Annotated in this window: 23 protein-coding genes and 3 pseudogenes; 15 read left to right on the top strand and 11 right to left on the bottom strand. The window is 64.6% G+C overall.

The window, feature by feature from the left end; all coding sequences use genetic code 11:
• Window positions 1-17: 17 nt before the first annotated feature.
• Window positions 18-617: a LemA family protein gene (locus tag IAE37_RS06750; RefSeq protein ID WP_201171284.1), complete on the bottom strand. Its 600-nt coding sequence runs from the start codon at window positions 615-617 to the stop codon at window positions 18-20.
• A gap of 155 nt (window positions 618-772) precedes the next feature.
• Here IAE37_RS06750 and IAE37_RS06755 point away from each other — a divergent pair, with 155 nt between their 5' ends.
• Both IAE37_RS06755 and IAE37_RS06760 read left to right on the top strand, forming a co-directional pair.
• On the top strand, window positions 773-1,297 hold the full coding sequence (locus IAE37_RS06755) for an RNA polymerase sigma factor (protein WP_201171285.1): 525 nt from the start codon (window positions 773-775) through the stop codon (window positions 1,295-1,297).
• Window positions 1,294-2,133 (top strand): FecR family protein, encoded by an 840-nt coding sequence (locus IAE37_RS06760; protein WP_201171288.1) that lies wholly within the window; start codon window positions 1,294-1,296, stop codon window positions 2,131-2,133. Before IAE37_RS06755 ends, IAE37_RS06760 begins: the two co-directional genes overlap by 4 nt.
• 27 nt (window positions 2,134-2,160) lie before the next feature.
• Here the strand turns inward: IAE37_RS06760 and IAE37_RS06765 are convergent, their stop codons facing one another.
• Complete coding sequence (locus tag IAE37_RS06765; protein WP_201171291.1) at window positions 2,161-2,919, bottom strand: hypothetical protein; 759 nt, start codon at window positions 2,917-2,919, stop codon at window positions 2,161-2,163.
• Between the two features lie 188 nt (window positions 2,920-3,107).
• Here IAE37_RS06765 and IAE37_RS06770 point away from each other — a divergent pair, with 188 nt between their 5' ends.
• On the top strand, window positions 3,108-5,459 hold the full coding sequence (locus tag IAE37_RS06770) for a TonB-dependent siderophore receptor (protein WP_236409826.1): 2,352 nt from the start codon (window positions 3,108-3,110) through the stop codon (window positions 5,457-5,459).
• 23 nt (window positions 5,460-5,482) lie between these two features.
• On the opposite strand, the gene IAE37_RS06775 is transcribed toward IAE37_RS06770, so the two are convergent.
• Window positions 5,483-5,779 (bottom strand): DUF3144 domain-containing protein, encoded by a 297-nt coding sequence (locus IAE37_RS06775; protein WP_201171294.1) that lies wholly within the window; start codon window positions 5,777-5,779, stop codon window positions 5,483-5,485.
• 114 nt (window positions 5,780-5,893) lie between these two features.
• On the opposite strand from IAE37_RS06775, the gene IAE37_RS06780 reads away from it, so the two are divergent.
• The 4 genes from IAE37_RS06780 (at window position 5,894) to IAE37_RS06795 (ending at window position 10,133) form a co-directional block, all read left to right on the top strand.
• Window positions 5,894-7,177: an arsenic transporter gene (locus IAE37_RS06780; RefSeq protein ID WP_201171297.1), complete on the top strand. Its 1,284-nt coding sequence runs from the start codon at window positions 5,894-5,896 to the stop codon at window positions 7,175-7,177.
• 311 nt (window positions 7,178-7,488) lie between these two features.
• Window positions 7,489-8,115, top strand: a complete 627-nt coding sequence (locus IAE37_RS06785) for a hypothetical protein (protein WP_236409827.1) — start codon at window positions 7,489-7,491, stop codon at window positions 8,113-8,115.
• 173 nt (window positions 8,116-8,288) lie between these two features.
• Window positions 8,289-8,504, top strand: a complete 216-nt coding sequence (locus IAE37_RS06790) for a hypothetical protein (protein WP_201171318.1) — start codon at window positions 8,289-8,291, stop codon at window positions 8,502-8,504.
• Window positions 8,505-8,798: 294 nt separating this feature from the next.
• Window positions 8,799-10,133 (top strand): PBS lyase, encoded by a 1,335-nt coding sequence (locus IAE37_RS06795; RefSeq protein WP_201171320.1) that lies wholly within the window; start codon window positions 8,799-8,801, stop codon window positions 10,131-10,133.
• A 19-nt stretch (window positions 10,134-10,152) separates the two neighbouring features.
• On the opposite strand, the pseudogene IAE37_RS06800 reads toward IAE37_RS06795, so the two are convergent.
• A pseudogene (locus IAE37_RS06800) lies at window positions 10,153-10,251 on the bottom strand (DNA-binding protein); the annotation flags it as partial.
• Between the two features lie 122 nt (window positions 10,252-10,373).
• Between IAE37_RS06800 and IAE37_RS06805 the strand changes: the two are divergent.
• The 3 genes from IAE37_RS06805 (at window position 10,374) to IAE37_RS06815 (ending at window position 14,550) form a co-directional block, all read left to right on the top strand.
• Window positions 10,374-10,877, top strand: coding sequence for a sigma-70 family RNA polymerase sigma factor (locus tag IAE37_RS06805; RefSeq protein WP_201171321.1), 504 nt, complete (start codon window positions 10,374-10,376; stop codon window positions 10,875-10,877).
• Complete coding sequence (locus IAE37_RS06810; RefSeq protein ID WP_328822704.1) at window positions 10,874-11,842, top strand: FecR family protein; 969 nt, start codon at window positions 10,874-10,876, stop codon at window positions 11,840-11,842. Before IAE37_RS06805 ends, IAE37_RS06810 begins: the two co-directional genes overlap by 4 nt.
• Window positions 11,843-12,063: 221 nt before the next feature.
• On the top strand, window positions 12,064-14,550 hold the full coding sequence (locus tag IAE37_RS06815; RefSeq protein WP_201171322.1) for a TonB-dependent siderophore receptor: 2,487 nt from the start codon (window positions 12,064-12,066) through the stop codon (window positions 14,548-14,550).
• Here IAE37_RS06815 and IAE37_RS06820 read toward each other — a convergent pair.
• Window positions 14,547-15,503, bottom strand: coding sequence for an arsenic resistance protein (locus tag IAE37_RS06820; protein WP_201171323.1), 957 nt, complete (start codon window positions 15,501-15,503; stop codon window positions 14,547-14,549). The two genes, IAE37_RS06815 and IAE37_RS06820, sit on opposite strands and share 4 nt — an antisense overlap.
• Before the next feature lie 202 nt (window positions 15,504-15,705).
• Window positions 15,706-17,157, bottom strand: a pseudogene (locus tag IAE37_RS06825) (methylenetetrahydrofolate reductase C-terminal domain-containing protein); the annotation flags it as partial.
• 227 nt (window positions 17,158-17,384) lie between these two features.
• On the opposite strand from IAE37_RS06825, the pseudogene IAE37_RS06830 reads away from it, so the two are divergent.
• Window positions 17,385-18,119 (top strand): annotated as a pseudogene (locus IAE37_RS06830) (hypothetical protein); the annotation flags it as partial.
• A 160-nt stretch (window positions 18,120-18,279) separates the two neighbouring features.
• On the opposite strand, the gene IAE37_RS06835 reads toward IAE37_RS06830, so the two are convergent.
• Window positions 18,280-19,458: an acetyl-CoA C-acetyltransferase gene (locus IAE37_RS06835; protein WP_201171326.1), complete on the bottom strand. Its 1,179-nt coding sequence runs from the start codon at window positions 19,456-19,458 to the stop codon at window positions 18,280-18,282.
• Window positions 19,459-19,712: 254 nt separating this feature from the next.
• Here IAE37_RS06835 and fabV point away from each other — a divergent pair, with 254 nt between their 5' ends.
• The 3 genes from fabV to IAE37_RS06850 all read left to right on the top strand — a co-directional run bounded on the left by fabV (window position 19,713) and on the right by IAE37_RS06850 (window position 22,734).
• Complete coding sequence (fabV, locus tag IAE37_RS06840) at window positions 19,713-20,924, top strand: enoyl-ACP reductase FabV (RefSeq protein ID WP_201171328.1); 1,212 nt, start codon at window positions 19,713-19,715, stop codon at window positions 20,922-20,924.
• Window positions 20,925-21,081: 157 nt separating this feature from the next.
• On the top strand, window positions 21,082-21,768 hold the full coding sequence (locus tag IAE37_RS06845) for an N-acetyltransferase (RefSeq protein ID WP_201171330.1): 687 nt from the start codon (window positions 21,082-21,084) through the stop codon (window positions 21,766-21,768).
• Between the two features lie 57 nt (window positions 21,769-21,825).
• Window positions 21,826-22,734: an alpha/beta hydrolase family protein gene (locus IAE37_RS06850; protein WP_201171332.1), complete on the top strand. Its 909-nt coding sequence runs from the start codon at window positions 21,826-21,828 to the stop codon at window positions 22,732-22,734.
• 28 nt (window positions 22,735-22,762) lie between these two features.
• Here IAE37_RS06850 and IAE37_RS06855 read toward each other — a convergent pair whose 3' ends face one another.
• Genes IAE37_RS06855 through folM form a run of 3 tightly spaced genes read right to left on the bottom strand, consistent with a single transcriptional unit; the run spans window position 22,763 to window position 24,095 of the window.
• Window positions 22,763-23,104: a HopJ type III effector protein gene (locus IAE37_RS06855; protein WP_201171334.1), complete on the bottom strand. Its 342-nt coding sequence runs from the start codon at window positions 23,102-23,104 to the stop codon at window positions 22,763-22,765.
• Window positions 23,097-23,393 (bottom strand): DUF1244 domain-containing protein, encoded by a 297-nt coding sequence (locus IAE37_RS06860; RefSeq protein WP_201171335.1) that lies wholly within the window; start codon window positions 23,391-23,393, stop codon window positions 23,097-23,099. Before IAE37_RS06860 ends, IAE37_RS06855 begins: the two co-directional genes overlap by 8 nt.
• 9 nt (window positions 23,394-23,402) lie before the next feature.
• The gene (gene folM, locus IAE37_RS06865) at window positions 23,403-24,095 is read right to left on the bottom strand and encodes a dihydromonapterin reductase (protein WP_201171336.1); all 693 of its coding nucleotides are present in this window, start codon (window positions 24,093-24,095) and stop codon (window positions 23,403-23,405) included.
• Between the two features lie 156 nt (window positions 24,096-24,251).
• Between folM and IAE37_RS06870 the strand changes: the two genes are divergently transcribed.
• Window positions 24,252-25,175, top strand: a complete 924-nt coding sequence (locus tag IAE37_RS06870; protein WP_201171339.1) for a MerR family transcriptional regulator — start codon at window positions 24,252-24,254, stop codon at window positions 25,173-25,175.
• Here the strand turns inward: IAE37_RS06870 and IAE37_RS06875 are convergent.
• Window positions 25,160-25,777, bottom strand: coding sequence for a hypothetical protein (locus IAE37_RS06875; protein WP_201171610.1), 618 nt, complete (start codon window positions 25,775-25,777; stop codon window positions 25,160-25,162). The two genes, IAE37_RS06870 and IAE37_RS06875, sit on opposite strands and share 16 nt — an antisense overlap.
• Window positions 25,778-25,805: the final 28 nt, after the last annotated feature.

The raw sequence follows: 25,805 nt of genomic DNA on the forward strand, positions 1-25,805 counted from the left end.
ATTCACATATGCGCCCCTCATGGTTTGACGAAGTCCACGGCAGGCGGTTGCGCCAGGGCGGCCTCGTTCTGCACCGAGAAGTTGGCCTTGGGCTGGTAGCCCATCAGCTTGGCGGTGACTACGCCCGGGAACTGGCGCAGCAGCACGTTGTACTCGCGCACCGAGGTGATGTAGCGGCCACGCGCCACGGCGATGCGGTTCTCGGTGCCTTCGAGCTGCACCTGCAGGTCGCGGAAGGCGCCGCTGGCCTTGAGGTCGGGGTAGTTCTCGGCAATCACCAGCAGGTGCTGCAGCGCCGAACCGAGCTGGCGCTGCGCGCCATCGAAGCGGGCCACGGCCTCGGCATCGTCGGGCTGGGTCTGGGTGATGGGTTGTTGGGTGAGTCGGGCGCGGGCTTCGGTGACTTCGCTCATCACCGAGGCCTCGTGGGCGGCGTAGCCCTTCACGCTGTTGACCAGATTGGGCACCAGGTCGGCACGACGCTGGTACTGGTTGAGCACTTCGGCCCAGGCGGCATCGACTTGCTCGTCGGCGGCCTGCATCGCGTTGTAGCCACAGCCGCTGAGCAGCGTCAGCATGGCCAACAGCACGGCCAGCCCCTTGATTGTCCTGATCATGAACACTCCATTTCGGTTAGGGCGAGGGAGTGTAACAGATCGATTCAAAGGCCCTCCCGCTCCTTCAGGAAGTGGCAGGCGAGTTGAAGTGCTCACTATGAATGTGAAGTGTTCTCATTTATATTCATGGCCGCGCTGCTCGCCTCAGGTCCGCCATGTCCTTCGATCCTGCCAAACCCTCGCTGCTCAGCACCTTGGTTCGTCACTACGACGAATTGGTCGATCATGTTCGGCGCCGCTTCGGTGATCGCGGCTTTGCCCGCGAAGTGGTGCACGATGTCTGCGTGCAACTGCTGGAGAAGCGCGAGAAAGAGCAGGTGCGCACGCCCTTGGCGCTTTTGCGTAAAATCTCCCACGACCAGGCCGTCAGCCGTTACCGCAGCGAGCGGCGGCGGCTGTCATGGGTTGGCGAAATGCCCGAGTCGCTGGACATCATTTGCCCGGCCCCGGTGCCAGTCCACCAGTATGAGGCGGCGCGCGAGTTCGAATTGCTTGCCGAGGCCATCAGCCTCTTGCCCGAGCGTTGCCAGATGGTCTTCGTCATGCACAAGATCCACGAGTTGCCCCAGGCGGAAGTCGCCGCCCGCATGGGAATTTCCCTGAAAACCGTGGAGAAGCATTTGCGGCTGGGCCTGGCTGCCTGCCGGGCACATCTGGATCAACGACAGGCAGGCCAATGAGTAGTCATATCCCACCGCAGACACCCCCTTCGGCCGAGGACCAGGCCCTGGCCCGACACCGCGAGGCGCTGCGCGAGCGCTTTCCGATGCCGCAGCCCAAGCCGCGCAAACCCCGTAAGCCGTTGATCGTGGGTGCGCTGGTGCTGGCTATCGGCACAGCCCTGGCCTGGCTCGACCCCAGCTACCAGCGCGAGCAGTACATCAGCGCCGTAGGCGAGCGGCGGGTGGTGGAGCTGGCCGATGGCAGCCAGGTCGAGATGGACAGCGGTACGCGCCTGCAGGTGAGCTGGCATTTGCGCTCACGCCGTGTCGAGTTGCAGCAGGGGCAGGCGCTGTTCGAGGTCAGCAAGGCCGTGGTCCGGCCGTTCCGGGTGGAGGCCGCTGGCGCCCAGGTAAGTGTGCTCGGCACCCGCTTCAATGTGCTACGTGGCGACGATACGGTGGATGTGGCCTTGCTGCGTGGCAGCGTGGCGGTGCAGTCCAGCGCCGACCCGGCGCAGCGCACGCACCTGGCTCCAGGGCAGCAGGTGCGGGTGAGCCACGGCCAGTTGCAGGCCGTGGCCAAAGCGGACCTGGCGCGCATCACGGCCTGGCAGCAGCAGCGTCTGGTATTCGCCCGCACGCCGTTGGCCGAGGCTTTGGCACAGATCCAGCGCTACCGCATCGGGGCGATCAGGCTCGACAGCCAGAGCCTGGCCGACCTGCCCATCTCCGGCACCTTCAATACGCGCAATGTCGACGAGCTGCTCGACCTGTTGCCGCGCATCCTGCCGCTGAGCCTGCGCCGCGAGGCAGACGGCAGTGTGCACATCGGACCGCGGGCGTCAGGTCGCTGACGCCGTTTCAAGCCAGTGGCAAGGCACTCACTTCAAGGTCACGTCGTTGAACTTCAAGGCCTGGGTGCTGTTGTCGCGGGTCGAGATCAGCAGCTTGATAGACGGGCTGCGCTCGACTTTGCGGTCGGTTTCCTGGAACACCAGGCTCACGGTGGTCGGCACGTTGCGCAGCAGTTGAAAGTTGTTCCAGTAGGTCATCGGCTGCTGGCCCACTCGCAGTTCCTTGATCGACACCGGCGCGCCGGATTCGTCGAAGAAGCGGCTGGCGCTCTCGAAGCGGAAGTCGCGGTCCATGTCCAGGTTGGTGAGGGTGAACGTGCAGTTCGGGAAGCGGCCGATGTTCTCACACCCCACCAATTCGATACGCACGCTGTCGACCACTTCCATGCGCTTGCCCAGCAGATTGTTGCCGTCATTCTCGACCACCATCGATTGCACCTTGGCGAACTCGAAAGTCGGCTTGGCGTATTCGGTGCCGAGGATGAAGAAGGCGAACGACAGGCCGCCGATCAGCAGGGTCAGAGCGGTGCCGTGGAGCATCTTCGGCAGGTTGCGGATCTGCCAGCAGATCGACAGCGCGCCGAGCACCGTGAAGACGCTGACCAGCAGCACGATGTTGCGCCAGTTGATGAAGCCAAAACCGAATACGCTGGGGTCTGGCACCAGATAGGTGATGATCGCCCACATGCCACCCAGCACGACGCCCAGGCCGGTCATGATCTTGGCGGCCAGTGAGGTGATCTGATTGCTGCGGGGGGAAAGCTGGGGGGCTTGCGCTTGGGTCATTCGAACTCCGTTTCAGGGCAGCAGGATGCTTGATTTCAAAATGCCATTATCTCGGCGATCCTACTGTGGGTAAAGCCGCCCCGGCGGTGAGGCATCGAGGTGCACAAAATATTTTCACTGGCAGGTAGGGTTTCGTCGGATTCGAAGCGGCATTGATGACAGACACTCACGCCAAGGACCCGCTCGCCATGAAGTACCCCACTCGTATCGATCGCCCACGCCTGCCGCTTTCGCTGCTTGCCGCGAGCCTGCTGGCCGCCATGCCCGCGTTCGCCGCCGACAAGACCGCCATCGACCTGCCCGCCGGCCGCCTGGAGCAGGCGCTCAACAGCCTGGCCGAACAGACCGGGGTACAGATCATCTTCGCCAGCGACGTGGTGGGGGAGCGCACCACGCCAGCGCTGCATGGCCACTACAGCGCCGAAGAGGCGATGCATCGCCTGCTCGACTCACGTGGCCTGCAGGTCCAGATGCAAGACGCGCAGACCTTCCTGGTGGTCGCCCCTGAATCTGCCGTCCAGCCCAGGGCAGCGACGGTCCCGGCCGAACCGCTGGCGGTGGACGCCACGGTGATCAGTGGTGATGTGCTGGGCAGCGGCACAGACGAAGAGGTACGAACCTACGCCGGCAACCGCAACGTGGTCGGCAGCGAGGCGCTGCACAAGGCCAGCGTGCGGGGTGTCGACGAGGCGTTGCAGCGGGTGCCGGGGGTGAAGATCTTCGACGAGACCGGCACCGGGGCGTTGCCGCAGATTGCCGTGCGTGGCCTGTATGAAAGCCGCAGTGGCCGGCTGCAGGCGTTGTCCGACGGCATTCCGCTGGCGCTGGCGCCCTACGGTCAGACCGGCCTGTCGCTGTTTCCGGTGACCATGGCGGCGGTCGATCGCATCGACGTGGTCAAGGGCGGTGCGGCCGTGCAGTACGGGCCGAACAACGTCGGCGGAGTGGTGAACTTCATCAGCAAGCCGATCCCCCGGGAGTGGCAGACCACCTTGCAGGAGCGCGCCACGTTCTTCCCCGGCGGTCGCCAGCTGTGGGACACCTACGTCGGCACCGGTGGCTTCATCACCGACAACTTCGGCCTGCAACTGGACCTGAACACCATTGGCGGGCAGGCCGGGCGCGAGCATTCCGATACCGATATCCAGAACTACCGCCTGCGCGGGCAATGGAACATCGACGACGACCGTGACCTGAGCTTCGGCTTCCAGCACTACAAGGCCGACATGGATCTGGCCGGCGCCCTGAGCGTTGCCGACTACAAGCACGACCCCCGGCAGTCGACCCGCCCCCTGGACCGCTTCGAGGGCGACACCGACCGGGTCTGGGGCACCTATACCCAGCAGTTCGGTGCCATTGGCCCGTTCGACTCGGTGGCCTTCAGCTGGACCAACTTCGCCCACAACAGCTACCGCAACTTCGTCGTCGGCCTGCCGTTCACGCCCGATGGCGAGGCGGTCACCAAGCAGGATGGCCCGCGCGACTTCAAGGTCTGGGGTAGCGAGCCGCGCCTGAGCCTGGGCATCGACGGCGAGCAGGTCAGTCAGACCTGGCTGCTTGGCGCGCGTTACGTGAAGGAAGACATCGACTACAAGGTCAACCGTCAAAGCCTGGCCAGCGGTGCGACCACGCCGTTTCGCGACTGGCAGTTCGACGATGAGGCCAAGGCGTTCTACATCAGCAACGCCATCGGCCTGCTCGACAATCGCCTCACCATCACCCCGGGCGTGCGCTACGAAAACGCGCGCATGCAGTACGACGACGGCATCACCGGGGCCAGTAACGAGAACCGCTCGATGGAATGGCTGCCCGGTATCACCGTGGGCTTCCAGGCCAGCGATGACTGGTTCGTCTACGCCAACGCGCAGAAGTCGCTGCGCCCGCCGCAGGTGACGCAGATCGTCAAGGAGGGCCAGGTCGGCGCGGAGCTGGCCTGGAACTACGAGACCGGTGTGCGCTATACGCCGTGGGATGGCTTGCGCGTCGACCTGGGCGTGTACCGCATCGACTTCGATGACCAGATCGTCTACGACGCCACCAGCGACCGCTTCGTCAACCTCGGCAGCACGCGCCACCAGGGGATCGAGACTGAGGTGTTCTGGACCCCGGCGGCCATGCCCAACCTCGACCTGCATGCCAGCTACGCCTACCTCGATGCCAAGCAGCGCAACGGCGAATTCAAGGACAACGAGGTGCCCTATGCCTCGCGCAACCAGTTCAGTGTCGATGGTCGCTATCGCTTTGCCGAAAACTGGACCTACAGCCTTGATGGCCTCTACGTGAGCAGCGCCTATACCGATGCCGCCAACTCCGGCGACGAGAACGCCACTGCCTCGGTCGGCAAGCTGCCGGCCTACTGGCTGTGGAATACCGCCATCGAGCGGCGCTTCAAGGTGCGTGATGGCGTGCTGACGGCGTCGGCTGGCATCAGCAACCTGTTCAACCGCGAGTACTATTTCCGCGGCATCGATACCAGCCCATGGGGCCGCCAGCCGGCGCCGCAGCGTTCGCTGACGCTGGGGGTCAACTACCAGTTCTGACAGATGCTCAGGGCAGGGGAGGGTTAGCCTTCCTTGCCCAGCACGTAGCGGTCGAACTGCTCGATGTGTTCGTCGAGGTTGTCCTCGAGCATCAGCCGGTATTGCTCGCAGAAGTACTTCATCAGCTCGGCCTTGGCCTCGGCCATCGCCTCTGCCGACTTGAAGCTGCGGGCGCTCATCCAGGCGTTGAAGCGGGCGGCGGCGAAGGTCGTCGAGGCGCTGACCCGGCCGAGGTCCTCGAGCTTCTCGATCTGTTCGTTGGCCAGCTGGATGTGCGCGTCGGCGCGGTCGTAGAAGGCCTGGTCGGTGGGTTGGGTCATGGGGGTACCTGTCTGCCAGAAGGTGTGCTGTGTGATCCAGGAAGTGGACCGTCAAACTCCACCTGCGGTCAATAGCTGTACTAGGCTGCACTCCATCCACTTCCGAGGTTCTCGATGCTGGTCGCCATCTCTGTCTTCATCGTCACCCTCATTCTGGTCATTTGGCAGCCCAAGGGCCTCGGCGTAGGCTGGAGCGCGACCTTCGGCGCGGTGCTCGCCCTGCTGGTCGGTGCCGTGTCGCTGCATGATATCCCGGCCGTCTGGGCGATCATCTGGAACGCTACCGCGACCTTCATCGCCATCATCATCGTCAGCCTGTTGCTCGACGAGGCCGGCTTCTTCGAATGGGCTGCCCTGCACGTGGCGCGCTGGGCGCGGGGCGACGGGCGGCGTTTGTTCGCGTTCATCGTGCTGTTGGGCGCCGCGGTGTCGGCGCTGTTCGCCAACGATGGCGCGGCCCTGATCCTCACGCCCATCGTCATGTCGATACTGTTGGCACTGGGTTTTTCACCCGCTGCGACATTGGCCTTCGTCATGGCAGCCGGTTTCATCGCCGACACCGCCAGCCTGCCGCTGCTGGTATCGAACCTGGTGAACATCGTGTCGGCCGACTACTTCGGGCTTGGTTTCGCTGAATACGCGGGGGTGATGGTGCCGGTGAACCTGGTGGCGGTGGCGGCGACGCTGCTGGTGCTGTTCCTGTACTACCGCCGGGATATCCCGGCGCGCTACGCGCTCGATGCGCTCAAGCTTCCGGCCATGGCCATTCGCGACCGCGCCACCTTCCGCGTCGGTTGGGTGGTGCTGCTGGGGTTGCTGGCCGGCGTGTTCGTCCTCGAACCGCTGGGCGTGCCGATCAGCGTGGTGGCGGCGGTGTGTGCGGTCGTACTGCTGTTGGTGGCCGGCCGTGGCCATGTGATCTCGACCCGCCGGGTGATGCGCGAGGCGCCGTGGCAGATCGTGGTGTTTTCGCTGGGCATGTACCTGGTGGTGTATGGCTTGCGCAACGCCGGCTTGACCGATGCGCTGGCGGGCGTGCTCGACCACTTGGCCAGTCAGGGCGTGTGGGCGGCGTCGCTGGGCACCGGGCTGATCGCTGCGCTGTTGTCGTCGCTGATGAACAACCTGCCGAGCGTGCTGATCGGCGCGCTGTCGATCCACGCCAGCAGCGCCGAAGGCGTGGTGCGCGAGGCGATGATCTACGCCAACGTCATCGGCTGCGACCTGGGGCCGAAGATCACGCCTATCGGCAGCCTGGCGACGTTGCTGTGGCTGCATGTGCTGGCGCGCAAGGGGGTGCGAATCACCTGGGGGTATTACTGCAAGGTGGGGGTGGTGCTGACGGTGCCGGTGCTGGTGATCACGTTGGCGGCGTTGGCGGTGCGGTTGGGGGGGTGACGGCCATCATGCGAGCGGCCGAGACGTGAGCTGAAACGAGGCGGCCCCGCAGAGCGGGGCCGTTACATAACCTAGTCTCATCACCGCTTCGTGACACACGGGAGTGGAGGTTCCTAGGGCTGCGGATCTAGGTTATCAGGCTCGAGGCGGACGTCAAGCTCAACTGTTCGTAGCACTTGGTCACGATGCGCTACCGGCGTGCGTGTCGTGCAAGGTGTACCATCGTTGCGGCTGGTGAAAATCGACGTTTTGCAGGGAGCTACAGGCGAATGGTGTGGGATACATTAGCGGCGAAACTTTCCACTCCACGAATGAGTCGCTACCTGGAAGGGAGTCACGGCAATCAGAAACACGCAGCGCAAGCCTATGTGCATAACATGCGAATCGCAGAATCCCTGGTATCGATTTTTCATGTGCTTGAAGTAGGGTTGCGCAACGCAGTGCAGCGTGAAATGGTACGTGAATACCAGCGTGAGGATTGGTATGAGGTATTCAGGTGCAGTCAGAACACTGATCTGTTGGCGAGCTACGAGAAGGTGGCGCAGGCCCGCGTAGCGCTCTCCAAGCGAGGCCTGCCTCCAAGCGTCGATGCCATCACGGCTGAATTGAGCTTCGGCTTCTGGACGGCGCTGTTTAACCGCAGAGCGTTTCTGGACATCTCCAAACCTCTGATGAAGGTGTTCCACCACTGCCCGAAGAATTGTAAAAATGCCCACACAATTCGTAGTCGGTTGAACAAAGCGAGGGATTTGCGCAATCGATGTTTTCACCATGAGCCACTCTTATGGCAACCGCTTTATGAATTGCATCGGGATATCACTGAAGTCGTTCAATGGATCGACCCTGCGCTATGTCACTGGATCAAGTGCCACGACCGACTGCCCTCGACCTTGAGGGATTGGACTGGTTGGAAAGATGCGCTGAAGCAAGCCACCTGAATCGCGTATAGCGCGTTTCGATGTGGGCATCGCTACCGCCCCACCTGTCTCGTGCCTTGCACCAGGGCGGGCAACCATGACCTGACGTCGCATCGCCCCGGCCTCGACTCCCCAAAGGTTCTATCCCATCCACACCCAGTCGACTCCGCGCAACGCGTCCAGGCAGGTGTCTCATGATTGATCAGGAGCGCCTTACAACCATTCAGCAATACGCCTGGACCCTGGAGTTGCTGAGCGAGGCACTCGTCCAGCATGACGAGATGCTGGAGTGCGAACACAACCCGCAGCTGAGTTTTCGCACTACGGCAGGAATCCACCAGGCACTGAAGATCATCAGCCGACTGGCGGGCGAGCAGTGCGGGAAATTGGCCCAGTTGAGCGACACCTGAAGCATCCATAGCGAAACGGCCCTTTCGCGCCGAAACGCCGCGAAAGGGCCCGCCCAGCCATTCACCGCAGGTTGATTTCCTCCTCCCCATCCGGCAGATTGACCCCCATGAGCGCCCACGTCGTGCATCACGCCAATTCGATTATCACCCCCGTCAGCTAGAGGGTGGGACGGCGCGTACGCCAAACCCCGCCTCGGTCGCGGGGTTTTTTGTGCCCGCTGGCCGAGAGACGTCCACGCATCGTCGGACGCACGACCCATTCAACAAGGAACGAACGGTGACATTCATCAGTGATTGGAAGCACTGGCTCAAGGCCAAGCAGACCCGGCAACCTCCTGGGCAGACCAACGCCGCAACGAGGCCCTGGAGTTGATCGCCAGTGCCGAGCAGAACGGCACCTGGGCCGAGCTGTGCCGCAATTCCAACGGCTTCGTGCGCGAGGTCGCGGTCAGGCGGCTGTGCGACTCGCCGTCGCCCGAGGCGCTGCAAGAATTGGTCGAGCGGCTCAACGACTGGGTCCCGCAGGTGCGCGACGTGGCAGCGACGGGTGTGCAGGCCTACCTGACCACGGTACATGTCGAGGCGCTGCTGTTCGCCCTCGATGCCTTCATCGCCCTGGAGGCGCGTCAGCGCGCAGACCATGGCGCCACGCTGGCACAGGTGCGGGCGGTACTGCAGAGCGCTGACGTACGAGAGGCCGTGCACGCCTGCTTCATCGCCCGCCATGGCAGGACGGCGCGATTCCTGTTTGCCGTGCTGCTGGGCGCAGACGCGTCTCCCGAGCAACTCTTGCGCGATGCGTTGGCCCACCGTGACCTGACGGTCCGCGTGGCAGCGGTCGGCGCCTGTGCCCAGTTGCCTCCAGACCAGGCCTGTGCACTGCTGGAGCAGGCGTTACGGCAATCGGCGGCCAGGGTTCGATTGGGTGCCCTGCAGACGTTGCTGCCGTTGGCGCAAGACCCGCTCCCGGCGCTGCGCCAGGCGCTGCTGGATGCCTCGCCTGCACTGCGCAGCCTGGCGCGCTGGCACGCGCCGCGTCATGGCCTGGAGGCCAGCGCAGTGCTGGCCGAACAACTGCAGCAGGCGATGCCGACCAGCAAACGACACTGGCTCGCGGTGCTGGGGCTGGCTGCGGAGCTCGATGTCGAACTACCCGAAGCCTGGTGGAAGGTGGCCCTGCACTGCGGTTATTCGTCCGTGCGCCTGGCTGCAGTGTCCCTCCCTGGAGAGCGGCCGCTGGCTGACTTGCTGGAGGCCCTGGAAGACCCTTCCGACAAAGTCTTCGCGGCCTTGATTGCCAGGTTGGACAAACTGCCCTGGGCGATCACTGGCGCGCGAGTCGGCACGACGCTGGATGCACGATGGCAGCGGATGCCTGCGCCACGAGCCCGCCGACTGCTGGCATTGCTGCCCGGCTGGCAGCAGCTGGCGTATCTGCTCGAACGGCTGGAGAGCGAACCTGTCCTGGCTGCGTATTGGCTAGAGGAAATAGCCCTGTGGTGCCAGTGCCAGTACCGGATCATCGATCCAGTAACCTCAAAGGCAGAGCGGGCGGCATCGATGGCGCGGCTCGAAGTTCTGGCGGCGAGCGGCCTGATTGATCAGGCCGAGGTTGATCGCTTGGTTTGAAATAGCCGTCTGTCCGCGATCATTCGCTACTGTGCACCACCACCAGCAACTGCGCCTGCTCCTCTGACACCATGCGAATCCGGGGGGACTTCTGCGCATTGAAATGCAGCGCATCACCTCCCTCCATCGACCAGATGATCGCCACTGGGGTACCTGGAAGGGAATCATCTGTGGAATCGCCGCCCGGCCTTCGGTAATAATGCGAGTGATTACCATTAGTGCGACAAGGGAAGACCGGCAATGCCCGCCCCACATCCCATCGAACATCTCTACGTCGAGCACCACGGCTGGCTGCAAGGCTGGCTGCGCCATCGCCTGAACAATGCCGCCGATGCAGCGGACCTGGCCCACGACACCTTCGTCCGCGTATTGCAGCGGCGCCAGTCGCCATCGCTGCTGGAGCCGCGGGCATACCTGCGGACCATCGCCCGGGGCCTGGTCATCGACCTGTGGCGCCATCGCGATATCGAACAGGCCTGGTTGGAGACCGTTGCCCAGTTGCCCGAGGGTGAGGCACCTTCGCCGGAGGTCACGGCGCTGGCCATCGAGGCGCTGGTGGCCATCGATCGAATGCTCGATGCCTTGCCGGCGCGCATGCGCAGCATCTTCCTGATGGCGCAGCTCGAAGGTGTGCCGTGCCCCGGCATCGCCGAGCGCATGGGGGTGTCGTTGTCGACGGTCGAGCGTGACCTGGCCAAGGCGCTGCGGCATTGCTACCAATTGATGTTCGAGTCCGCGCCGTGAACCCACCTGGCCTCGACGCCCTGCCCGGCGAAACGGTCGACCAGGCGATCCAGTGGTCGATCCGCATGACCTACAACCAGCCGGACCCGCCCACGCGATTGGCCTTCGAGGCGTGGCTGGCCAGCGACGAAGCGCATCGCCAGGCCTGGGCCCGCTTGCAGAGCCTGAGCGGCCGCTTTGCCGGCATGCCTGGCGGCCTGGCGCGCCAGGCCCTGGAGAGGCTGCCGGAGGCGCGTTTGCAACGCCGGCAGATGCTCAATCTGCTGGCGCTGTTCGCCACTGTCGGCACGCTGGCCTGGAGCACCCAGGACAGTGCGCCCTGGCAACGCCTGGTCGCCGACTACAGCACCCGCGTCGGCGAACACCAGCGCTGGACGCTGGCCGATGGCAGCCTGCTGGAACTCAACACAGATAGCGCGGTACGCCTGCGCTTCGATGCTGCCGCGCGGGTGGTCGAGTTGCTGCGTGGCGAGTTGTACCTGGTCAGCGGTGAGGATGCGGGCAGCCCCCGGCACCGGCCGTTGCGGGTGCGCACCGAGCTTGGCCAGTTCGAAGCGCTCGGCACTCGCTTCAGCGTGCGACAAAGCGCCCAGGCTTGCCGGCTGGGGGTGAGTGAAGGCGCGGTGCGGCTGCAACCTGTGCGCGGGGAGGGCGCGGTCGCCCAGGCCGGGGAGACCTGGGCGATGTTCGCCGACGGGGTGCAGCGCCTGCCGGGCAAGGCGGAAGACGCAGCGGCCTGGCGCGACGGCTTGCTGGTGGCGCGCGACATGCCGCTGGGGGAGGTGCTCGGGGAGCTGGGGCGCTACCGCAATGGTTACCTGGGGTGTGAGCCGCAGATTGCCCAGCGGCGGATCAGCGGCAACTTCAACCTCGACGACACCGACGCGACGTTGGCCTTCATTGCCCAGGCCCATGGGCTGCGGCTGCATGCTGTGACTCGCTACTGGGTGCGCATGGGGGCGTGAGCCCTGGGGCTGCTTTGCAGCCCATCGCGGGGCAAGCCCGCTCCTACAGGTACAGCGCCGTTTACAGAACCTGCTCGGTACCTGTAGGAGCGGGCTTGCCCCGCGATGGGCCGCAAAGCGGCCCCAACCCTGCGCCGAAAAATCTTCACCGATCCGTGAAGGGATTCCCGTTCTCGCCCGGCATACCCATCAGAACAACTCAATTGCCAACGAGATCCCACGTGACCCCACTGTCCCCACTTCGCACCGCCATCCGCCATGCCATGCTCTGCGCCAGCCTCGGGCTGGGGGCCGCGCCTTGCCTCGCCCTGGCCGCCACGCCTGGTCACAGCCAGGCCAGCTACGACCTGGCGTTGCCCGCTGGCTCGCTCGACGCCGCCCTCACCGCGCTGAGCCGCGCCACCGGGCTGAACATCGCCTTCTCACCTGCCGACCTGTCCGGCAAATACACCTCGGGCCTGCAAGGCCGCTTCAGCAGTGAGCAGGCCTTGCAGCACCTGCTCGCCGGCAGCGGCCTGTACGCGCAGCCCCAGGATACCGGTGGCTACCGGCTGGTGCCGATCCAGGGCCAGGTCGACACCCGCGCTGTGGCCCTGGACCCGACCAACGTAGTCGGCAGCGGCCTAGGCGCCAGCACCGAAGGCACCGGCTCGTACACCACCGGCAGCACCAGCATCGGCGGCAAGACTCAGCGCACCCTGCGCGAAACCCCGCAATCGGTGTCGGTCATGAGCCAACAACGCATGGCCGACCAGAACCTCACCAGCCTGACCCAGGTGCTCGACCAGACCACCGGCATCACCGTGGTCGGCGGCAACGACTCGAAGAACGAAATCTACTCGCGCGGCTTCGTCATCCGCAGCATCCAGGTCGATGGCGGCGCACCGATGCTGCGCAACGAAGCCTACGACACTCTGCCGGACATGACTGCCTATGACCACGTCGAAGTGCTGCGCGGCTCGGACGGCCTGTTCGGCGGCACCGGCGATCCGGGCGGCAGCATCAACCTGGTGCGCAAACGCGCATTGCCCTACAACCAGCTCAAGGTCAGCCAGTCGGCGGGCAGCTGGGACAACTACCGCACGGAAATCGACCTGACCGGGCCGCTGGCCTTCGACGGTGCGCTGCGTGGCCGGGTGGCGATGTCCTACGAGGACAAACAATACTTCTACGACAACGCCGACAGTGAAAAACACGTGGTTTTCGGCACCCTGGAGGCCGACCTCACCCCCGACACCCTGCTCACCGTGGGCGCTACCTATGAGTGGCGCGACATGGACGGCTACTGGGATCGCGGCTTGGTGCGCTACAAGGACGGCACGCCGCTGGGCACCTCGCGCAGTACCTCGTTGGCCGCCGAGTGGTCGGCCAACAACTACGAACGCAGCGACTATTTCGCCAAGGTCGAGCACGCTTTCAGTGACAACTGGAAGGCCAATGCCAGCTATACAAGAACCAAATTCGACTCCTCCCAGGACATCGGCGAGGTCAAGTCGTCGATCACCCCTGGGGTGGCCGATGGCGGGATCTTCTCGCGCTTCATCCGTGACTACAGCATCACCCAGGACCTGTTCGATACCAACGTTTCCGGCAAGTTCGAGGCTTTCGGCCTGCAGCACGAGCTGCTGCTGGGCGCCGACTATTCCCAGGTCAGCCGCGACTACGCCGACCATTCCGACCTGACCACGCCGAGCGACATCAACGTGCCGTTCGACCCCTCGACCGATGACGCGGGGTCGATGCCCAAACCGGCCAAGCCGGGTATCTATTACTACAACCCCGACTGGAACCAGCGTAAGACCGGCGCCTACGCGACCTTCAAGGCGCAACTGGCCGATCCTCTGCACCTGACTCTGGGCGCTCGCTACTCCGACTATCGCGACAACGTGCGTACCGTGGTGCCGAGCTTCAACGCTGATAGCCGGGTCAAGGAGAGCAATCGCGGCATCATCACACCGTTCGGCTCGCTGGTACTGGACCTCGATGAACAGTGGTCGCTCTACACCAGCTACGCCGAGATCTACCAGCCGCAGACCGCCTACCAGAGCTTCAGCGGTGCACCGCTCGACCCGATCGAGGGTGAAACCTACGAGTTCGGCACCAAGGGCGAGCTGTTTGGCGGGCGACTCAATGTGTCCTCGGCGATCTACTACACCAAGCGCCTGAACGAAGCCGTGAGCGTCGGTAACGGCTTCTACGAAGCCTCCGGCGAGGCCATCAGCAAGGGGCTGGACAGCGAGATTTCCGGCGAGCTGGCGCCGGGCTGGCAGGCCATGGTCGGCTACACCCTCAACTTCAACAAGCAGCGCTCGGGCAACACCACCAGCAACAACGGCAAGCCAACCAGCTCGCAGACGCCCAAGCACCTGTTCAAGTTCTTCACCACCTATCAGCTGCCGGGCGACTTCGAGCGCTGGAAGGTTGGCCTGGGCGCCACCATCCAGAGCGATAGCTACAAGAGCGGCACCGTGCAGCAACGCCTGCCCGATGGTGGCTTGAGCACGGCCGAATCCTACGCTTTCGAGCAGTCAGGCTACGCGGTGTGGAACGCGCTGGTGGAGTACAAGATCGACCAGCACTGGACCGCGCAGCTCAACGGCAACAACCTGTTCGACAAGACCTACTACCAGACCGTCAACTCCACCGATGGCGGCAACTGGTACGGGGCTCCGCGCAACTACATGCTGACCTTGCGCGGCACGTTCTAGTCGCGCACCACCACCGGTACCACGCGCACGAAGATCAGCTCGCAGACCAGCTCGACCAGGGTTTGCGTGATGACCGCCGCAGCGGCGAGCGTGCGCAGGTCTTCTGGCAGGGCCAGGGCCAGTGGCAGCACCACCAGCGAGTTGCGCGTCGCCGCGCTGAAGGTCACCGACCGCGCCTCGGCCACCGGCAGGCGCAGCAGGCGCGCCGACAGCAGGCCGAGCAACGGCGCGAGCAACATGAAGCACAGGTAGACCGGAATGACCGGCAGCAAGCGCTCGAAGTCGCGCATCACCACGGCGATCTGCGAGCCGATCACCACCACCAGTACCCACGCCATAGCAGGCACCGGCATCCAGGCCCAGGCGTCGTTCCATGCCGCCACCCAGCGATGCCGGCGGGCACTGGCGCTGGTCAGCACGGCCAGCAGCAGTGGCACCGCGATCAACAGCACGAAGGCTTCCACGAACGGCGTGACCGACAGCGCCACGGCGCCGCCTTCACCGAGGATCCAGGCCAGGTACACCGGCAGCAGCACCAGTTGCAGCAGCAACAGCACCGGCGTGGCGGCGAGGGTGAGGCGCGAGTCGCCCTTGCCGATGTGGGTGAACACCACCACGTAGTCGATGCACGGGGTCAGCAGCACCAGCAGGGCGCCGATCAGGATCGCCGGGTGCTCCACCAGGCCACGGGTCAGCGCCCAGACCAACAGCGGCACCAGCACGAAATTGGCCAGCAGCAGCGCGGCCATGAACCGCCGGTTGGCCACGCCCTGGCGCAGGTCGAGGAACGGGATCTGCAGGAACATCGCGTACATCAGTATGGCAATGGCTGGGGTTACCAGTGCCTGCAAGTGGCTGGCGGCACTGGGGGCCAGCAGGCCGAAGGCGGCGGCAGCGATGACGGCGGCGAAGTAGAGCGGGACCTGCCGGGTTTCGAGTTGGTCGCGGGTCAAGGGGACGTCCTGTGCGTGGGAGGGTGCAGGCACACAGGATAATGAGTCGGGCGGATCACGGCCTAGAAAAACTGCAGTGCCCCACTCACTGCTCCGTTTCAGCCACGGCCTCACTGCGCCGCTTGTTCCCAGCACCCGATGCTGCAGCCTGGGCGTGCTCTGCTCGCCGCGATTGCCGCCCAGCGGTTGAGGGTAGCTGTGCTTGGGGGGACGCAGGCTGCGCCGCACCGAACCACGCCGGCCACGAACTCTGGTGGCGGCTTTCGGCGCTGATGCAGGGGATCAGCCGCTGCGTCAGCACTGCAGTCTGGCCTACCGCCACGGCTGTGCGGTACTTGACGCTGTGGATGCACTCGCGGTCGCCGAACTCGCAGCGGTTCAGCGCGGTGCCACCGCAGGGGCCGTTGGCCAGTCCCTTCGGGCAGGTCTCCGGGCAGATGTACAAGGTGTCTTCCAGGCGACAACGGCCACAGGTGTCGCAGCCCACCAGCGGGCGCTTGGCGCTGCGTTCCAGGCGGTGCAGCACGCGGGCGCCACGGGGAGTGCTCCACAGGGGTTGCCGGACTGCCCAGCCAAAGGTCTTGCTCAGCCAGTTGCCTCGGCTGAACAACAGCGAATGGGCGCCATGTAGCAGGTGGTAACGGGCCTTTTCCTTGAACGACGCGTTGGCGCGGCTTTCGCCCAGCCGCCAGTCGGCTTCGGGCGGGTGGAACGTCACCGCCGGCAGGCCGGGCACCTGCCAGGCCGCAGCCCATTCGGGTGCCCATTGCTCGAGCGTGTGCAGGCGGCCTAGCCAGTGCTCCAGGCGTGCTTCCAGGGCCAGCAATTGCTCGACGGCATGAATGCCCGACAGGTGCACCCCGGCGTATCCCATCAACTTGACCCCGATGATCTGCAACGCCAGGCGCTCGACGCTACGGGCCTGGGCATGGGCCTTGGACACGGCCGCCTCGGCTTCGAGCATCGCCAGCATCGAGGGCGTCACCGTCACCCCGGCCACATGGTCGAGCATCGAGGCGCGGCCGTGGGTCAGGCTCATCAGGCAGGCCAGCAGCGGCTTGGGGTTCGGCTGGCGCTGCATCCACAACAGGGCTTCATGATGCTTGCGGGCATCGAAGCCCAGTTGCAGGGTGAGGAAGTCGGCGCCGGCGGCGAGTTTCTTCTCGGCCTTGAAATACTGCGCGCCGCCTTCTTCCTCTCGGTACTTGAACGGGTTGAGCGCCGCCCCCAGCAAAAAACGCGGGCAGGCCTGGCGGGCGATTTGCAACGCCGCGACCGATTCCAGGTAACGCACCGGGCGTTCGCCGGGTTGGTGCCCGGGCAAGCGGTCGCCCGTGAGAATGAGCAGTTGTTCCTGCCCGAGCGCCTGCATGCGCTGCAGTTGCGCCCGCAGATGATGTCCCTCGCGGTCCTTGCCGGAGAAGTGCGGCAGGGCGGGCACCGGCGTGGCGAAGCTGTCCAGGGCATCCAGCGGGGAGAGGTCCAGGGCGCTGGTCACGCGGTCGCCGATGGCCACGGTCAGGGGCCAGCCGCACAGCTGGGTTCGCGCCATGATCGCCTGCATGGCGGCGAAGCGCTCGGCAGAGGGCTTGGGCACGAACTCCATCACGCAGACGAAGGTGCGGTCTTGCAGCGCGGTTTTCAGCAGGCTCATGGCGCCGTATCACCGGGTAGGGACAGGATGCCAGTGTGCGCGCAAGTGAGGTTCAAGGGATTGTCCGGGGGCGCAAGGTGGTGCTCTGAACGAGACATCGGCAATGAAGGCTGCGATGGTTGTCATGAGTGAAACTTGATTTCATCTTAAATGAAATGAGTTTGTCTCAACATAACATCAGGCCGAAAATTGCCCTCATCATTTTCAAGATTTTTGAGGGGCGAGACATGGCACTGGCACACCACCTGGGCTTCCCGCATGACGGCTACGACCGCGAGCTGAACAAGGCCCAGGAAGCCTTCTGCAAGGGCGAGCTCGACGAAGCCGGCCTGCGGGCCATCGGTCGCGATCGGCGTGCCAGCCATTGGCAGTTGCAAATGGTCCCCGAATTCACCGAAGACCAGGACTTCGCCCTGAGCTGGGAGCAGTTGTTCGAGGAAGTGGAGGAGGCCAAGGCCCTCGGCCATGCGCTCAAACCAGTGGTGATCGGGCCGCTGACCTACCTGTGGCTGGGCAAGGCCAAGGGCGGCGACTTCGACAAGCTGGATCTGGTCGATCGCCTGTTACCGCTGTACGACCAGGTTTTCAACCGCCTGGCCGCGCAGGGCGTGGAATGGGTACAGATCGACGAGCCGATCCTGGTACTGGACCTGCCGCAAGAATGGAAAAACGCCTACGAGCGGGTCTACAACATCCTCCAGCGAGCTCCGCTGAAGAAACTGATCGCCACCTACTTCGGTAGCCTCGAGGAAAATCTGGGGTTGGCGGCCAACCTGCCGGTCGATGGCCTGCACATCGACCAGGTGCGTGCGCCGGAGCAGTACCTGACCATTCTCGACCGCTTGCCGGCCTACAAGATACTTTCCCTGGGGCTGGGCAACGGCCCTCATATCTCGGCCGGTGCCCAGGAGAAGGCGCTGCAGCATGTGGCCGAACGCCTGGGCGAACGGCTGTGGGTGGCGGCGGCCTGACGGCTACGGCGATGCCCCTTTCGCGGGCAAGCCCGCTCCCACAGAAGGGGACTGCCCCCAACAAGTTGAACACCAATCCAACCCTTTTGGGGGCACTGCCCCTGTGGGAGCGGGCTTGCCCGCGAAGAAGACAACGCGGTCAATCAGCCGATCAACGTTCGATCGCCAGCGCCACGCCCTGGCCCCCGCCAATGCACAGCGTGGCCAGGCCCTTCTTGGCATCGCGCTTGATCATCTCGTGCAGCAGGGTCACCAGCACCCGGCAGCCCGAGGCGCCGATCGGGTGGCCCAGGGCAATCGCACCGCCGTTGACGTTGACCCGCGCGGCATCCCACTGCAGCGCCTTACCCACCGCCAGCGCCTGCGCGGCAAAGGCTTCGTTGGCTTCGATCAGGTCCAGGTCGGCCAGGGCCCAACCGGCCTTGTCCAGGCAGCGCTGGGTTGCCGACACCGGGCCGATACCCATGATCGCCGGGTCCACGCCAGCGCTGGCATAGGCCGCGATCCGCGCCAGCACCGGCAGGCCCAGGGCCTTGGCCTTGGCCGCGCTCATCATCAGCACCGCTGCGGCGCCATCGTTGAGGCTCGAGGCGTTGCCAGCGGTCACGCTGCCGTCCTTCTTGAACGCCGCACGCAGCTTGGCCAGCGACTCGGTGGTGGTGTCGGGGCGCGGTTGCTCGTCGCGCGCGAAGACCTTGGGCTCGCCCTTCTTCTGCGGCAGCTCGATCGGGGTGATCTCGTCGCTGAAGCGCCCGGCTTCGATGGCCGCCACCGCCTTGCGCTGGGACTCTGCGGCAAATGCATCCTGCTGTTCGCGGGTCAGGCCGTACTGCTCCACCAGGTTCTCGGCGGTGATGCCCATGTGGTAGTCGTTGAAGGCGTCCCACAGGCCATCGGTGATCATGCTGTCGATCAACTGGCCATGGCCCATGCGCTGGCCGGTACGGGCCGAGGGCATCACGTAGGGGGCCAGGCTCATGTTCTCCTGGCCGCCGGCGATCACCACCTCGGCATCGCCACAGCGAATCGCCTGGGCCGCCAGGTGCAGGGCCTTGAGGCCCGAGCCGCAGACTTTGTTCAAAGTCAGCGCCGGTACGCTGTAGGGCAGGCCAGCCTTGATCGCGGCCTGGCGCGCGGGGTTTTGCCCGGCACCGGCGGTGAGCACCTGGCCCAGGATCACTTCATCGACCTGCGCCGGGTCCAGTTGGGTCTGCTGCAGCAGCTGCTTGATCACCGCAGCGCCCAGGTCGACGGCGGGCACGTTGGCCAAGGCTCCCTGGAAGCTGCCGATGGCGGTACGGGTGGCGGCGACGATGACCACGTCGTTCATGTTGTTGTTCTCCGTGCAGGGTGGTGCGCCGCGAAGGCGCGGTGTGTCGCCAGCATCGGCGGCTTTGGCTGATTTGTTAAGTTTGTTTTTCTGAGCGATTGATCTGAAAAGCCAATCAATCGACAGTTTTTGAATCCATTCCGCCAGCCCCGTAATATGTGTCGGATAACCTGCGGGGGTAGTCTCACCCTCTGAATCAATCGGAATCGCCGCTGGCGGCGCTTCCCCGGCATAAACCTGACGAGGTACAGACATTGGCCATCATTCATCCTAAGGTCCGCGGTTTCATCTGCACCACGACCCATCCGAAGGGCTGCGAGCTCAACGTCCGTGACCAGATCGAAGCCACCCGCAAGCTGGGCGTGCGCGAGGATGGCCCGAAGAAGGTCCTGGTCATCGGTGCTTCCAGCGGCTACGGCCTGGCAGCGCGTATCACCGCCGCCTTCGGCTTCAAGGCCGACACCCTGGGCGTGTTCTTCGAAAAGCCAGGTACCGAGACCAAGGCCGGCACCGCTGGCTGGTACAACGCTGCTGCCTTCGACAAGTTCGCCAAGGCCGAAGGCCTGTACAGCAAGTCGATCAACGGTGACGCTTTCTCCGACGAAGCTCGCGCCAAGGTCATCGAGCTGATCAAGAACGAAATGGGCGGCAAGGTCGACCTGGTGATCTACTCGCTGGCCTCGCCGGTGCGCAAGCTGCCACAGACCGGCGAACTGGTGCGCTCGGCGCTCAAGCCGATCGGCCAGCCATACAAGTCGACCGCCATCGACACCAACAAGGACACCATCATCGAGGCCAGCATCGAGCCGGCCACCGAGCAGGAAATCGCCGACACCGTCACCGTCATGGGTGGCCAGGACTGGCAGCTGTGGATCGACGCCCTGGCCGGCGCCGATGTGCTGGCCGAAGGCGCCCGCACCGTGGCCTTCAGCTACATCGGCACCGAGATCACCTGGCCGATCTACTGGCACGGTGCCCTGGGCCAGGCCAAGCAGGACCTGGACGAAACCGCGCTGCGCCTGGATCAGAAGCTGGCCGGCGAAGTGAAGGGCGGTGCCAACGTGGCGGTGCTCAAGTCGGTAGTCACCCAGGCCAGCTCGGCCATTCCGGTGATGCCGCTGTACCTGTCGATGGTCTTCAAGATCATGCAGGAAAAAGGCGTGCACGAAGGCACCCAGGACCAGCTGGACCGCATGTTCCGCGAGCGCATGTACCGCGCCGACGGCCAGCCTGCCCAGGTCGACGAGAAGCAGCGTCTGCGCCTGGACGACTGGGAACTGCGCGACGACGTGCAGGACGCCTGCAAGGCCATGTGGCCACAAGTGACCACCGAGAACCTGTTCGAGCTGACCGACTACGCCGGTTACAAGAAGCAGTTCCTCAACCTGTTCGGCTTCGAGCGCGCTGACGTCGACTACGACGAAGACGTGGCGACCGACGTACGGTTCGACTGCGTCGAGCTGTAAGCAAGCCTTTGACCGGGCACCTGTTTTGCGCAGGTGTCCGGTTCCCGCCAAGGCTTGTTAATATTCTGAAACAATTCTGCTGCTGGCCATCTGCTATGGCCGCCATCTATACAGCATCCAGGGGCTGGGCATTCTCGCCGTGGCCGAGGAGGCGTCGATGCGCGCATTGCAAAACCTACAAGAACGAATCAAGCGTAAAGGCCTCAAGCGTACCTTCAAGACGCTGTTCGAACGTTATGTGTTCTTCCATTGGGAACTGCTGTGGATGGAGCGCGACCTGGTTTCCCCGGTGCCGCCCTGCAGGCTCAAGGAGCACCCGCCGGTCAGCCTGGTGACCATTACCACCGCCAATGCCGATGCCTTCGCCCGTCACTTCGGCGACCGCGTCGAAACCATGCGCGAACTGGCAGCCGCCGGCCATACCGGGCACATGTACCTGGACGAGCAAGGCGATGCCGTGGCCTTCATCTGGGCCAGCGTGGTCGATTATCACGACAAGCACTACTACGGCTGCACCTTCCCGGTGAAGCCCGGCGAATTCTTCGAGTTCGGTGGCGAGATGATCCGCCGCTATTTCGGCAGCGAGCTTTCGGTCACCGCCCAGGTCGAGCTGTGGAACACCATGCGCGAAAAGGGCTGCCACAAGGTGGTGGACGTGGTCGAGACGCACAACGTGCCGGCCATGAAGCTGCACCTGCGCATGGGTTATCACGAGCAGGGGCGAGTGATGCACGTGTATGGCCTGTTCGGGCGCGTCAAGCTGTTCCGCGAAACACGCTACGACGGCTCGCGCCTGGAGGTGCTGCGCAAACCGGGTGTGGCGCGGGCGTTGCCGAGCGCATGAAGTGACCCCTCGTGGGTTTTGATGCTAGCGTGGGCGCACAACGACCGAGAGCGCGCCATGAGCAGCCTGACCCAACCCGCCACGCCTTTTCGCCAACCCGCCGCCGATGGTTACAGCCTCGGCGGTTTCTGCTGGCGGCATGCCGAGCCCAACCCCCAGCGGCCGCTGGTGATCATCAATGCCGCGACCTCGGTGCGTTGCCGCTACTACTCGCGCTTCGCCGACTTCCTGTTCGCCCAGGGCTGCGACGTAGTCACCTATGACTACCGCGGGATCGGCGAGTCGCGCCCGGCGTCCCTGCGCGGTTTCCAGGCCTCCTGGAGCGACTGGGGCCGGCTGGACTTCGAAGCCATGCTGGCACATGCCGCGCAGCACTTTCCCGGCCAGCCGGTGGATGTGGTCGGGCACAGCTTCGGCGGTTGCGCGGTGGGCCTGGCGCCCTCGGCGGGGCAACTGCGGCGGGTGGTGATGGTGGGGGCGCAGTTCGCCTACTGGCGCGACTACGCCGCCGACCAACGCTGGCGACTGCTGGGCAAGTGGCATGTACTGATGCCGCTGCTCACCGGCGTGTTCGGGTACTTCCCAGGCAAACGCCTGGGCTGGTTGGAAGACACCCCGGCGGGTGTGGTGCGCGATTGGACCACGCGGACCCCGCGCTATGAACAGCGGCCGAGCGGGCGACTGCTGGCAACGATGCCGTTCGCCCAGGTGCGCGCCGCGACCCTGGCCATCAGCCTGACCGACGACCCGTTCGGCACGGTGGTCGCCACCGAGCGCCTGCTGAACTACCTGGCACACGCCGAGCGCGTCCACCTGCGCCTGGCGCCTGTGGATATCTCAGTGAACGAGATAGGTCATTTCGCGTTTTTCCATGATCGCTTTCGCCACACCTTGTGGCCGATTGCGCTGGATTGGTTGCAGCGCGGCGGGCTGCGGGCGGGAGGGCCGGGGCAGGTCATCGCTTGAGCGATGCCCGTGCCCGGCCCCGGGCGCATCAGGCGTTGCGCGACAGCGGCTGGGCGGCGAAGGTGACGCCGGCCAGACCGTGCTTGATCAGCGCACGGATGTTGGCGTGATCGCTGCCCTCTGGGGTGGCCTGCACGCTGCGGTAGTGCTCGCCGAAGGCCAACAGGGCCTCCTGGTCGCTCAGGCCTTCCAGCAGGGCCAGGCCGAGGGTTTTGCACGAGCCTTCGTTCTGCCCGGCGGCGTTCTCCACGCCACCGTTGTTGAAGGCCTGGGGCTGGTAGCTGTAGTTGGCAGCAATGAAAGCCAAGGTGTCGGCGAAGGCATGTTCGCCACCGGCCAGGCTGGTGCGCAGGGTATTCAGATCAGTCACGAGGTTTTCCTTGTTCGAACGCCGCTTGTTGTTCGGCGCTGGCTTCTTTCTGGTATTGGGCTTTCCACTCGGCGTAGGGCATGCCGTATACCGCTTCACGGGCGTCATCCAGGGTCAGCTCGACCTGGCGCTCGTCGGCGGCGGCCTTGTACCACTTGGACAGGCAATTGCGGCAGAAGCCGGAGAGGTTCATCAGGTCGATGTTCTGCACGTCGGTGCGCTTTTGCAGGTGGTCGACCAGGCGCCGGAACGCGGCGGCTTCGAGTTCGAGCTGTTGCTGGGGAGTCATGATGTTCTCTCAGGTCATGCGGTTCTTCAGGTGGCGGCCACCGTTGATGACCACCTGGCTGCCGGTGCTGTACTGGCTGGCGAGCAGGTACTTGACCGTCTCGATCAACGGGCCGGCGCCGGGTTCGAATTCCAGCAGGGCCTTCTTCAGGGTTTGCTGGCGGTAGGCTTCGTCGCCGCCTTCCTTGAGGATCAGCAGGCCGGGCAGGATACCGTTGACACGCACGGCAGGCGCGTACTTTTCGGCGAAGGACAATACCATGTTCTGCAACGCCGCCTTGGTCGCGGCGTAGCCGATGTGGCTCTTGCTGCCGCGGGACGAGGTCTCGTCGCAGATGTGGATGATGTCGGCCTTGCCCACCTTGGCCAGCAGTTCGCCCAGCGCCAGGTTGAGGTGGTAGGGCGCCTCGACATGCAGGCGGAACATGGTGTCGAGGTTGTCCAGGCCATCGTCGAGCCACAACGAGGCGTTGTGGATGACTGCCCGCAAGCCATCGTAGTGGCTGTACAGGTGATCGATCAGCGCCTGGCGGTCGCTGGCCCGGCACAAGTCGGCCTGGAACTGCACGATGTTCGGGTGCGCGGGTTGCGCTTGCACGGTGCGGCTGGCACTGACCACGGTATGGCCAGCCTGCGCCAGCTCTAGCGCCAGGGCCAGGCCGACACGCTGGCTGGCACCGGTGATGAGGATTGGACTGTTCATGTCGGGACGGTCAACTTGTCTGTCGTTTCATCGATGGCCCAGCATACCCGAACTGTTTCCCCGTTGTTATGGCACCGGGGCAATGGGGAGCTGTTTCCCTGTTGCGTCGAAACATGTCGTAGACTATTTGGCACATTCATGGAGATGGTGCAGGCAATGAACAATCAGGTACCGGCCTTGCTCGAAACAGCCGGGCTGATCCATCAGGACCTGTTCCCGATCCGTGAAGTGGCGCGGCTGACCGGCGTCAACCCGGTCACCCTGCGCGCCTGGGAGCGCCGCTACGGCCTCATCCAGCCCACCCGCACGCAGAGCGGCCACCGCTTGTATTCGCAAGCCGACATCGACGACATCCGCCGTATCGTGGGGTGGCTCGAGCGCGGTGTGGCGGTCAGCAAGGTGGCCGGCATCCTGGCGCAGGGCCAGGCGCGTGAGGGTGCGTGCACGGTCAACAGCGACCGCCAGGCCCAGGTGCGCGCGGCGCTGCAGCGCTTCGACCGAGGCCAGCTGGATCGTCTGTTCGACCAGGTGTTCGCCAGCCATACCCTGGACCAGGTGTTCGCCGATGTGTTCATGCCGGTGTGGCACGACCTGGCAGCGGGGCATCGCGCCTTCGGTCGGGCCAGTGAATGGCTGTTTCTCGATCAGTTCCTGCGCGAGCGGGTGCTGGCCAGGCTGCAGGTCGCGCGCATCGCCGCCAGGCGGCAGATACTGCTGGCGCCGCTGTCGGCCCAGTGCCATGAACTGGAACTGTTGGTGGCCAGCCTGTTACTGACTGCAGACAACCTTTCGGTCATGCCGTTGGCACTGGGCCAGCCCTTGGATGAGCTGACCTTGCTGAGCGAGCGGATCCGGCCCGATGCCCTGGTGCTGTATGCCAACCAGGCGCCCAGTGCAGAGCTTTGCAGGCGCATGGAGCGTTTGGCGCAGGGGTTGCAGTGCCCGCTGTTACTGGCCGGGCATGCGGCGGACGTGGCACAGGAAAGCCTGGCCGCAAGCCCGGTGGTGTGCCTGGGAAGTGAGGGGGCGGTGATGCGTCGACGCCTGGAACGGTACCTGGCGGGTCAGCTCGATACCTGATCGTGCAGTTCCGGGTGCGCCTCGCGGTGGGCCTGGAGGATGTACTCGCGCAGTCGCTCGATTTCATCGCTCGGGGTACGGCCAAGGTCATAGGCGGCAAGGTCGGCGCCGATACGCCGGCGCAGCACGCCGTGCAGGCTGATCGGGGCGATCCCGGCGGGGGAGAACTGCAGGACGAAACGAGCAGGGGCCTTGGCTGGGCCGCGGACCTCGACCAGAGCTCCCTTGAAGGAAATATCCCGTACCCAGAGACCCACGGCCTGGCCCCGGGTGTTGCGCAGCGCGCAGGGCGTCTCCATCGACAACCGCCAGGGGCGTCGCGAGGGCCCATCCTCGTAGATTTCCGGCGAGCCGACCTGCAGATGCAAGGCATGGAATTCGTCTTCGACCAGTTGCAGTGGGAAGCTGATCTGCTGGTTGTTGAATTGGGCCTGCAGGGTGACCTGTTCGTTGGCGACCAGGCGGGTGAGCAGCGTCTGGATGCGATGATCGCCATTGACCAGCAGGCTCGACATGGTATCGGCCAGGTTCAATTGCGGCATCTGTTGCATGTTTTGGATGAAGTCCAGCTCGTCCTGGGTCAGGAGCGCGTCTGCTTGCATGGTCGAACTCTGCGGTGGCGATTTCTTC

Origin of the sequence: Pseudomonas sp. S31 (assembly GCF_016648105.1) — a bacterium.
Classification (GTDB): domain Bacteria; phylum Pseudomonadota; class Gammaproteobacteria; order Pseudomonadales; family Pseudomonadaceae; genus Aquipseudomonas.